Source organism: Streptomyces sp. NPDC019396 (assembly GCF_040632375.1).
GTDB lineage: Bacteria > Actinomycetota > Actinomycetes > Streptomycetales > Streptomycetaceae > Streptomyces.
In genome coordinates this window covers 55,523-65,928 of the sequence record NZ_JBEYBS010000030.1, presented here as the reverse complement: position 1 = coordinate 65,928, position 10,406 = coordinate 55,523, and the positions used below count along the sequence as shown (strand labels likewise).

The 10,406-nt window shown below is 69.0% G+C and carries 9 protein-coding genes and 1 riboswitch; of the genes, 4 read left to right on the top strand and 5 right to left on the bottom strand.

All coding sequences use genetic code 11. The annotated features are described in order from the left end of the window. The 5 genes from ABZ532_RS27485 to gcvT all read right to left on the bottom strand — a co-directional run. Positions 1–842: multidrug effflux MFS transporter (locus tag ABZ532_RS27485; RefSeq protein ID WP_361289277.1), on the bottom strand; the 842-nt coding region annotated here is incomplete at its 3' end. 182 nt (positions 843–1,024) lie between these two features. Continuing rightward, complete coding sequence (locus ABZ532_RS27480) at positions 1,025–2,392, bottom strand: L-serine ammonia-lyase (RefSeq protein WP_361289274.1); 1,368 nt, start codon at positions 2,390–2,392, stop codon at positions 1,025–1,027. 138 nt (positions 2,393–2,530) lie between these two features. Then, a complete protein-coding gene (gene glyA / locus ABZ532_RS27475) occupies positions 2,531–3,790 on the bottom strand; it encodes a serine hydroxymethyltransferase (protein ID WP_361289271.1) in 1,260 nt (419 codons plus the stop codon). A 35-nt stretch (positions 3,791–3,825) separates the two neighbouring features. Beyond that, positions 3,826–4,200, bottom strand: a complete 375-nt coding sequence (gene gcvH / locus ABZ532_RS27470) for a glycine cleavage system protein GcvH (protein ID WP_361289268.1) — start codon at positions 4,198–4,200, stop codon at positions 3,826–3,828. Between the two features lie 62 nt (positions 4,201–4,262). After that, on the bottom strand, positions 4,263–5,387 hold the full coding sequence (gcvT, locus tag ABZ532_RS27465; protein WP_361289265.1) for a glycine cleavage system aminomethyltransferase GcvT: 1,125 nt from the start codon (positions 5,385–5,387) through the stop codon (positions 4,263–4,265). A 159-nt stretch (positions 5,388–5,546) separates the two neighbouring features. After that, a riboswitch (glycine riboswitch) is annotated at positions 5,547–5,675 on the bottom strand. Between the two features lie 156 nt (positions 5,676–5,831). Here gcvT and ABZ532_RS27460 point away from each other — a divergent pair. The 4 genes from ABZ532_RS27460 to ABZ532_RS27445 all read left to right on the top strand — a co-directional run bounded on the left by ABZ532_RS27460 (position 5,832) and on the right by ABZ532_RS27445 (position 10,301). Next, positions 5,832–6,512 carry an AAA family ATPase gene (locus ABZ532_RS27460; RefSeq protein WP_361289262.1) on the top strand — a complete coding sequence of 227 codons (681 nt, stop codon included), beginning with the start codon at positions 5,832–5,834 and terminating at the stop codon, positions 6,510–6,512. 243 nt (positions 6,513–6,755) lie between these two features. Then, positions 6,756–7,508: an enhanced serine sensitivity protein SseB gene (locus ABZ532_RS27455; RefSeq protein WP_361289259.1), complete on the top strand. Its 753-nt coding sequence runs from the start codon at positions 6,756–6,758 to the stop codon at positions 7,506–7,508. Positions 7,509–7,590: 82 nt separating this feature from the next. After that, positions 7,591–8,406: an enhanced serine sensitivity protein SseB C-terminal domain-containing protein gene (locus ABZ532_RS27450; protein ID WP_361289256.1), complete on the top strand. Its 816-nt coding sequence runs from the start codon at positions 7,591–7,593 to the stop codon at positions 8,404–8,406. A 227-nt stretch (positions 8,407–8,633) separates the two neighbouring features. Beyond that, entirely contained in the window at positions 8,634–10,301 is a 1,668-nt protein-coding gene (locus tag ABZ532_RS27445; RefSeq protein WP_361289253.1) for an ABC transporter substrate-binding protein, read from the top strand. Positions 10,302–10,406: the final 105 nt, after the last annotated feature.

The following is a 10,406-nucleotide window of genomic DNA, read 5'->3' as shown; positions in this document are numbered from 1 at the left end:
CCCACCGCCACCAGACCCAGCGAGTTCAGCCCGAACAGCAGACTGAACGTCTGCGGCGAAGCCCCGTAGATCTCCTGCACCACGAACGGCGAAGCCGATATGTACGCGAACAGGGTCGCGAACGCCAACCCGCCCGCCAGCGTGTACCCGGCGAACACCCGGTCCGCGAGCAACCCCCGCATGGTGCCCAGCGCCTGGCCCACACCCCCGCTGTGCCGCCGCTCCGGCGGCAGCGTCTCGTGCAGGAACCTCGCCGCCAGCAAGGTCAGCAGCAACCCGATCCCGGCGAGCACGTAGAACACCCCGCGCCAGTCGGTGACCCGCAGGACCTGCCCGCCGATCAGCGGCGCGATGATCGGGGCCATCCCCGAAACCAGCATCAGACTGGAGAAGAACCGGGCCATCGCCACACCGTCGTACAGATCGCGCACCACCGCCCGCGCGATCACGATCCCCGCCGCCCCGGCCAGCCCCTGAAGCAACCGGAACGCAATCAGCAACTCGGCACCCGGAGCCAGCGCACACACCGCGGTCGCCGCCACATACACGGCCATCCCCACCAGCAGCGGACGCCGCCGGCCCCACCGGTCACTCATCGGACCGACGACAAGCTGCCCCAGCGCCATCCCGGCCAGGCAAGCCGTCAACGTGAGCTGAACCGTCGCCGCCGACGCGTCCAACGCCCCCGTCACCTGAGGCAGCGCCGGCAGATACATGTCCATCGACAAGGGCGGCAATGCCGTCAAACCGCCCAGCACAAGAACCACCAGGAACCCCACACGACGCACACCCACCACATCGCGCTGGGACAGATCCTGTGTGGCCGTGCCGCTTTCCGGCATCCACGTCTCCGGTTCATGAAGTCGACCTGCGCAAACGTGCAGGATCGCGGTCGAGCGCCCGCCGCGCGACACCGCGTGAGGCAGCGGACAACTTCCAGCCGAAAGTACTTCCGGATGATGAGCAGGCGCGAGAGCAGGGATTACTCAACCGCGTGCGCGGTGATCCGATGAGGCTGCTTGCCTCAGCACTCGATGATGTTCACCGCGAGCCCGCCCCGGGCTGTCTCCTTGTACTTGACGGACATGTCCGCTCCGGTGTCCTTCATGGTCTTGATGACCTTGTCGAGCGAGACCTTGTGGCTGCCGTCGCCACGCATCGCCATCCTGGCCGCCGTGACCGCCTTCACCGCGGCCATGCCGTTGCGCTCGATGCACGGGATCTGGACCAGACCGCCCACCGGGTCGCAGGTCAGGCCCAGGTTGTGTTCCATGCCGATCTCCGCGGCGTTCTCCACCTGTTCGGGAGAGCCGCCGAGGACCTCGGCGAGTGCGCCGGCGGCCATGGAGCAGGCCGAGCCGACCTCGCCCTGGCAGCCGACTTCGGCGCCGGAGATGGAGGCGTTCTCCTTGAAGAGCATGCCGATCGCGCCCGCGGCCAGCAGGAAGCGGACCACGCCCTCCTCGTCCGCGCCGGGGACGAAGTTCATGTAGTAGTGCAGGACAGCCGGGATGATGCCCGCGGCGCCGTTCGTGGGGGCGGTGACGACACGGCCGCCCGCCGCGTTCTCCTCGTTCACCGCCATCGCGTAGAGCGTGATCCACTCCATCGCGAGGGCCAGCGGGTCACCCTCGGAGCGGAGCTTGCGCGCGGTGGTGGCGGCGCGCCTGCGGACCTTGAGCCCGCCCGGCAGGATGCCCTCGCGTGACATTCCGCGCGAGACGCAGGCCTGCATGACCCGCCAGATGTCCAGCAGCCCCTCGCGGATCTCGTCCTCGGTGCGCCAGGCCTTCTCGTTCTCCAGCATCAGCGAGGAGATCGACAGGCCCGTGTCGCGGGACAGCCGCAGCAACTCGTCCCCGGTGCGGAAGGGATACACCAGCACGGTGTCGTCGAGCTTGATCCGGTCCTCGCCGACCGCGTCCTCGTCCACGACGAAACCGCCGCCGACCGAGTAGTAGGTCTTCTCCAGCAGCGTGGCGCCCTCGGCGTCATAGGCCCACAGCGTCATGCCGTTCGCGTGGTACGGGAGGGCCTTGCGGCGGTGCAGGACCAGGTCCGCGTCGAAGTCGAAGTCGATCTCGTGCACCCCGAGCACGCTGATCCGCTTGCCGCTTCTGATCTGCTCGACCCGGTCGTCGGCCGACTCGACGTCGACGGTGCGGGGCGACTCGCCCTCCAGGCCGAGCAGGACGGCCTTCGGGGTGCCGTGGCCGTGGCCGGTCGCGCCGAGTGAGCCGTACAGCTCGCCGCGGACCCTCGCGGTGTGGGCGAGCTGGCCCTCGTTCTTCAGACGGCGGGCGAACAGGGCGGCCGCGCGCATCGGGCCGACCGTGTGGGAGCTGGACGGGCCTATGCCGATCGAGAACAGGTCGAAGACCGAGATGGCCACGGTGGTACTCCTTGCGGGTGGTAGACGCCGTTGTCTGCCAGGGTCGTGCAGAAAAACAAACGTTCAGGGGCGTGGTACGGGGCACCGCATTCACCGAAAGTGCGCGCGATGCCCCGTTCAGTTATTCACGTGAGGCTGTTACAGCCCAGGGTAAAGCGGATGCTTCGCGGCGAGCGCCGTCACCCGTGCGCGCAGCGCCTCGGCGTCGTAGGACGGCTTCAGCGTCTCGGCGATGATGTCCGCCACCTCGCGGAAGTCCTCGGCCTGGAAACCGCGGGTCGCGAGGGCAGGCGTGCCGATCCGCAGCCCCGATGTGACCATCGGCGGGCGCGGGTCGTTCGGGATGGCGTTGCGGTTGACCGTGATGCCGACCTCGTGGAGGAGGTCCTCGGCCTGCTGGCCGTCGAGCTCGGAGTTCCGCAGGTCGACCAGGACCAGGTGCACGTCCGTGCCGCCGGACAGGACCGAGACACCGACCTCCGCCACATCGTCCTGGACCAGGCGCTCGGCGAGGATCCGCGCGCCTTCCAGCGTGCGCTGCTGGCGCTCCTTGAAGTCCTCGGAGGCCGCGACCTTGAAGGAGACCGCCTTGGCCGCGATGACGTGTTCCAGCGGACCGCCCTGCTGGCCGGGGAAGACCGCGGAGTTGATCTTCTTGGCCAGCTCGGAGGTGCACAGGATCACACCACCGCGGGGACCGCCCAGAGTCTTGTGGGTGGTCGTGGTCACGACGTGGGCGTGCGGCACCGGGTTGGGGTGCAGACCCGCGGCGACCAGGCCCGCGAAGTGGGCCATGTCGACCATCAGATACGCGCCGACCTCGTCCGCGATACGGCGGAAGGCGGCGAAGTCCAGCTGACGCGGGTACGCGGACCAGCCGGCCACGATCAGCTTGGGCTTGGACTCCTTGGCGAGCCGCTCGACCTCGGCCATGTCGACCTGGCCGGTGGCGTCGTCCACGTGGTAGGCCACCACGTTGTAGAGCTTGCCGGAGAAGTTGATCTTCATTCCATGGGTCAGGTGCCCGCCGTGCGCGAGGTTCAGACCCATGATCGTGTCGCCCGGCTTCAGCAGCGCGAACATCGCCGCCGCGTTGGCCTGGGCACCCGAGTGCGGCTGCACGTTGGCGTGCTCGGCGCCGAACAGCGCCTTGACGCGGTCGATGGCGATCTCTTCGACCACGTCGACGTGCTCGCAGCCACCGTAGTAGCGGCGGCCCGGGTAGCCCTCGGCGTACTTGTTGGTCAGGACGGAGCCCTGGGCCTCCATGACCGCGACCGGAGCGAAGTTCTCCGAGGCGATCATCTCCAGGGTGGACTGCTGGCGGTGGAGCTCGGCGTCGACGGCAGCGGCGACGTCCGGGTCGAGCTCGTGCAGGGGAGTGTTCAGAAGCGACATCACGCGATCCCTTGTGGCTGTGGCCTGGTCGTGGGTCAGCTGGCGAACTCGGTGTACTCGTCGGCGGAGAGCAGGTCGGCCGGCTCCTCCGCGACGCGTACCTTGAACAGCCAGCCACCCTCGAACGGAGCGGTGTTCACCAGCGACGGGTCGTTCACGACGTCGTCGTTGACCTCGGTGACCTCGCCGGACACCGGGGAGTACAGGTCGCTGACCGACTTGGTCGACTCCAGCTCACCGCAGGTCTCGCCCGCGGTCACCGTGTCGCCGAGCTCGGGGAGCTGGACGTAGACGACATCGCCGAGCGCGTTCGCCGCGTGCTCCGTGATGCCGACCGTCGACACGCCGTCCTCGGCGGCCGACAGCCACTCGTGCTCCTTGCTGTAGCGCAGCTGCTGGGGGTTGCTCATGGCTGAATTCTCCTGTACGCGGGGAAGTGCTGCTGACGGGGGCTGCCGGAGGCAGCAGGGGTCTACTTCTGGCGCTTGTAGAAGGGGAGCGCGACGGCCTCGTACGGCTCATGGGTACCGCGGATGTCGACGCCCACACCCGCGCTGCCGGGCGCGGCGTGCGCCGCGTCCACGTAGGCCATGGCGATCGGCTTGCCCAGGGTGGGGGAGGGGGCGCCGGACGTGACCTCGCCCACCACCTCGCCGTCCACGACCACCGACATCCCGGCGCGGGGCACCCGGCGGCCCTCGGCGACCAGCCCGACCAGCTTGCGCGGCGGGTTCGCGGCGGCGCGCTCAGCGGCGGCCTCGAGGGCGCTCCGCCCCACGAAGTCGCCCTCCTTCTCGAACTTCACGACCCGGCCCAGGCCCGCGTCGAACGGGGTGAGCGAGGTGGTCAGCTCGTGTCCGTACAGCGGCATGCCCGCCTCCAGGCGCAGCGTGTCGCGGCAGGACAGACCGCAGGGCACGAGACCGACGGGCTCGCCGGCCTCGGTCAGTGCCCGCCACAGCCTCTCGGCGTGCTGCGGTTCGACGAAGAGCTCGAAGCCGTCCTCGCCGGTGTAGCCGGTACGGGCGATCAGCGCGGGTACCCCGGCGACGGTTCCGGGCAGGCCCGCGTAGTACTTCAGTCCGTCCAGATCGGCGTCGGTGAGCGACTTCAGGATGCCGGGAGACTCCGGGCCCTGGACCGCGATCAGCGCGTAGGCGTCGCGGTCGTCGCGTACGGCCGCGTCGAATCCCCCGTGAGCCCCGGCGCGTGCGGTCAGGGCGTCCAGCACGATCTGCGCGTTGGAGGCGTTGGCGACGACCATGTACTCCTGCTCGCCGAGCCGGTAGACGATCAGGTCGTCCAGGATCCCGCCGTCCTCCTGGCAGATCATCGTGTAGCGCGCCCGGCCGACTCCGACCCCGCCGATGTTGCCGACCAGCGCGTAGTCCAGAAGGGCGGCGGCCTGTGGTCCGGTCACCGTGATCTCGCCCATGTGCGACAGGTCGAAGAGACCGGCTTTGGTGCGCACGGCGTTGTGCTCGTCGCGCTCGCTGCCGTAACGCAGCGGCATGTCCCAGCCGGCGAAGTCGGTCATGGTCGCGCCCAGCGAACGGTGCAGGGCGTCGAGGGCCGTGTGACGGGGGGTGGTGCTCATTGGATAGGACTCCCAGGGCATGACTGGCGAGGACGATCCTCCCCATCTGTCATGAAACCTGAGAGGTTCGTCATGGCCCTGTGTACACGGCGTACACGCGGGGCATGACTTGCACCTTGGGTGGAGCCGCAGGGTCTGCGGCCCGCTTTTCAGATCTGCCTCATCCTCGCGGTACGGGGCCTGAGAGATTCAAGGGAGGGACTTGCTCCTTCGGCGCCCGGTATCCGTAGACGGTGACTGTGTATGTACACACGTTGACGGCGACCGGGACTCTCCCGCGCGGATTCAAGCGGCCGGTATGCAGTTGGCGGGCTCATCATTGCACGGGTGTCACGATCGGCAAATCACTTGATGGTCATTACCTTTTCTTTAGGCTTCTTGGGCAGGGTCTCATGCGACCCGACAAGGGGGAGTGCGATGACGTTGGAGCAGCCAGGTGCCTCGATGACGACAACACCGGGAGTGTCCACCGGGACCAGGGTGCCCGTGCCCGTGCGGGTACGCGGGCTCCTTGGCGTGGGCACCCACGCGCCCGCTGCCCCCCGGCCGGTGGTGCGGGATCTGCGGGAGCGCGCCGGGCGGAGCCCCCGCGACCTGGAGTTCGCGCACGGGGACGTGGTGGTGATCTCCGGCCTGCCCGGAAGCGGCAAGTCCACCCTGATCCGGCGCGCCGCGGACGGTGGCGGGATCGACTCCCAGGACACCCGCGACCGCTGGGGCACCCGGATGCCCCGGATGCTGCCGTACGCGGTCTACCGACCCCTGGTCCGTGCCGCCCATTACGCGGGCCTTTGGCGTGCGCTGCGCTCGGGCTCGGGGGTGATCGTGCACGACTGCGGTACCCAGTCCTGGGTCCGCCGCTGGCTGGCGCACGAGGCGCGGCGCCGCGGCAGAGCCCTGCATCTGCTCCTGCTGGACGTCACCCCGGCCGTCGCCCGCGCGGGCCAGCGCGAGCGCGGCCGCGGCGTCTCTCCTTACGCCTTCCACCGCCACCGGCGCGCGGTCTCCCGGCTGGTGCGGGACGCCGAGCGCGGACGGCTTCCGGCGGGGTGCGCCTCCGCGACCCTGCTGGACCGGGACGCGGCGACGGTGCTGAAGCGGATCGGCTTCGGCAAGCGCGTCTGAGACCCGGGGCCGGACTCGTTCCCCGTCGCGCGCTGCCGTTCCCCGTCCCGTACCACCGTCCCCGTCCCGCGCCGCTGCCGGGCGCACGTCGCTCCCGCCCCATGCCCGTTCGAGCGGGTACCCGTTCGTGCGCCGCCGTGCCCCGGCCGCCTTACGCCATTACGGTTACTCTGCTGGCGCAGGACGGTGCAGAACGGGCGCAGACACGCCGCCGGTCCGGGCGGACGGGGAAGCAGGGACGTAGTGGACACGACATGGCCCTCCAATGAGCTGGAGGAGGTGCTGGCCGCATCCGTCGGGATGCCCGGCGCGGGCGGCCGGCTCGTCGAGGTGCTGGGCCGCAGCCACGTCTGGGTGCCCCTGCCCAACGGAGGCGGACCCGACAGCCCCAGTCTCGATCTGCCCACGCTGGAGATCGACGGCGCGCCGTACGTGCCCGTCTACAGCTCCCACCAGCAGTTCGTGCAGTGCCTGGGGGAGCACATGTCCGGCACGGTGGCCCCGACGACCGAGTTCGCCCGCGGGCTGCCGCCTCAGCTCGGCATCGTCGTGAATCCAGGCGGCGCCGTCGGCGTGCCGCTGCCACCACTCGCCGTCGCCGAGCTGTGCCGGGCCGGCCGTACTCCCCTGGACGGCCCCGCGAGCGGAGGCCGTGTGCGGCTGTTCGAGCCGGACTGGCAGGAGGAGCCCATCGACTTTCTCGCCGCCGCGGCGGGAGAGTTCGAGGAGACCGGCGTCGTGCAGACCGCCCGCCGGGTCCTGGCGAGCATCGAGGGGGAGGCGCCGACGCTCTTCATCGGGGTCCAGATGTCCGCCTGGGAGGGCCATCACCGCACCGCCCCGATGGACGCGCTCGGCCGCGCGCTGGGCCGGGTCCACGTGCAGTGGCCGGTCAACCTGGTCCTGCTGGACGTCGCCCAGGACCCCGTGGGCGACTGGATGCTGAACCGGGTGCGGCCCTTCTACACCAGGCAGTACCCCCAGTCGCACGCATAGTCGCACGGCAGGCGTCCGGCCGGTGTCGGTACGGCCGCATAAGCTGGTTTCCAAAGGCGGATCGAAGAGGGGCGGGATCCAAGTGAGTGCGTCAGGCACTGCGTCGGCCGGGCAGGTCGAGCACATGCTGCGCCAGGTGACGCCCGGGCGCTACGACGCCTACGAGGCGTTGCTGCACGCACTCGCCGACCCCTCGGCCGGCCGGCTCTGGATGCTGCTGTGGCACGGCCAGCCAGGCTCCCCCGACGCCCAGTACGGAAACATGGAGATCGACGGCCAGCTCTACGCCCCGTGCGTCACCTCCACCCAGGAGCTCGCCGCCTCCGGCTGGAACCGCGCACACGAGGTCATCGGCGCCCCGGACATCGCCCGCGCACTCTTCCCCGACCGCTACGGCATCTGGCTCAACCCGCATGCCCCGGGCGGCGGCGTCGGCATCCCCTGGCCCGATCTGCGCCGGATCGCCACCGGTCTCGACCGCATGCCCGCGGGTCCACTGCGGCTGACCGAACCAGCCATCGAGCTCCCGCAGTTCTACGCGCTGCTCACGCAGAACGCCCACCGCACCCCCGCGATCCGCTCGCTGCGCAGGGTCTGGGTGCAGCCCGCGCTCGGTGCCCCGTATCTCGCCATCGGTCTCGATCTCTACGACACGGGGCAGCAGTCCGTCGAGAGCGTGCGGGCGATGATGCAGCAGTCCATCGCCGCGGTGCCGGACGGACTCCCCGTCTCCACGGTCGCCATGTCCGATGAGTACGACCCTGTGACGATGTGGCTGCGGGCCAATGCCCGACCGTTCTACGACCGGGAGGCGCACGGCGCACCGGCCCAGCAGCCCGGATACGGCTTTCCGCCCCCCGGGCCCGCGGGCGGCCCGGCTCCCGCGCAGTATCGCTGACCTGCTGGTCGGCGGCGCCCTGCGCCGTATCCCCGCCCGGCATCTCCCCAACGTCGCTCTGTGTCGGGGAAGTTAAAAGAAGCGCTGCGATGTCCCGCATCCGCCCGATTTGCCAAGTGTCCGGGTCTCAGGTCGGTATCACCGCTATACGGACTGTTCTCTGTCCTGACATGCGTGAGTAGTGTTCGGCCGGTCAAGACCACACATGGCGACCCAGGGGTGGACCCATGCGAATTTTCAAGTCCAGGGCTGTTCGGGCGGTGACGGCGGTCCTTGCGGTCGGCCTGATAGCCACCGGTTGTTCCAGCGAGCGTGGCAAGGACGGAGACAAGGGTGCGGGGGACACCTTCGTCTTCGGTGCTCCGGGTGACCCGAGCTCCCTCGACCCGGCCCTCGCGAGCGACGGTGAGACCTTCCGGGTCACCCGCCAGGCGTTCGAGGCGCTGCTGGAGCACGAGTCCGGCGGCAGCAAGCTCGTCGGCGGTCTCGCCGAGAAGTGGTCCAGCGACCCGGCCGGCAAGGTCTGGACCTTCAACCTGCGCAAGGGTGTGAAGTTCCACGACGGCGAGGCGTTCAACGCCGCCGCGGTCTGCGCCAACTACGACCACTGGTTCAACTGGGCGGGCACGTACCAGTCGAGCGCGGTCTCGTACTACTGGCAGACCATCATGGGCGGGTTCAAGGCGAACGCGGACAAGGAGACGCCGAAGGCGAACTACAAGTCCTGCACCGCCAAGGACGAGAACACCGCGGTCATCGAGGTCAACGAGCCCTCGGCCAACCTGCCCGGCGGCTTCTCGCTCCAGGCCCTCGCCATCCACTCGCCGAAGGCGATCAAGGAGTACGAGAAGCAGGACGCGAGCGCCAAGGGCGACGCCATCACGTACCCCAAGTACAGCCAGGAGGCCGGCACGGTCGCCGGTACCGGCCCGTACAAGATCACGAAGTGGAACAAGGGCAACAAGGAAGTCTCCCTTGAGCGCTTCGACGACTACTGGGGCGAGAAGGCGAAGGTGAAGAACCTCGTCTTCCGTACGATCGACACCGATGACGGCCGCCGCCAGGCCCTTCAGGCCGGCGACATCAACGGCTACGACCTGGTCGCGCCCGCCGACATCAAGACGCTCGAGGGCGCCGGCTTCAAGGTTCCGACCCGTGATGTCTTCAACATCTTCTACCTCGGTATGTCCCAGGAGAAGAACCCGGCGCTGAAGAAGCCCGCCGTCCGCCAGGCCATCGCGCACGCCATCGACCGCGAGAACATGGTCAAGACCCAGCTGCCCGAGGGCGGCAAGGTCGCGACCCAGTTCATGCCCGACACGGTCGCCGGCTACTCGGACAAGGTGAAGCAGTACGCCTTCGACACCGCCAAGGCCAAGTCGCTGCTGGCGTCGGCGAAGGAGAGCAACCTCTCGATCGAGTTCTGCTACCCGACCGAGGTCACCCGCCCGTACATGCCCGCCCCGCAGGACATCTTCGAGCTGCTCAAGGCCGACCTGGAGAAGGCCGGAATCAAGGTCACCCCGAAGCCGATGAAGTGGGCCCCGGACTACCTGGACGCCACCGAGGCCGGCTCCTGCGCCCTGCACATGCTGGGCTGGACCGGTGACTTCAACGACGGCTACAACTTCATCGGCACCTGGTTCGCCGAGTACGACAAGCAGTGGGGCTTCAAGGACGCCAAGGTCTTCCAGGCGGTGAAGGCCGGTTCCGTCGAGGCCGACCCGACCAAGCGCGTGGACTTCTACAAGAAGGCCAACGAGACCATCATGGACTACCTGCCTGGTGTCCCGCTGTCCTCCTCGCCGCCGGCCATCGCCTTCGGCAAGAACGTCAACCCGCCGAAGGTCTCCCCGCTGACGCAGGAGAACTTCGCCGAGGTCTCCTTCAAGTAGCACACCGCATGGGGGTCCGCCCGGCCGATGCACGCTGTCGGCCGGGCGGACCCGCATCCCATTCCCGTACCACTCGTACAACACACGCAAGAAAGGGGCATGCGG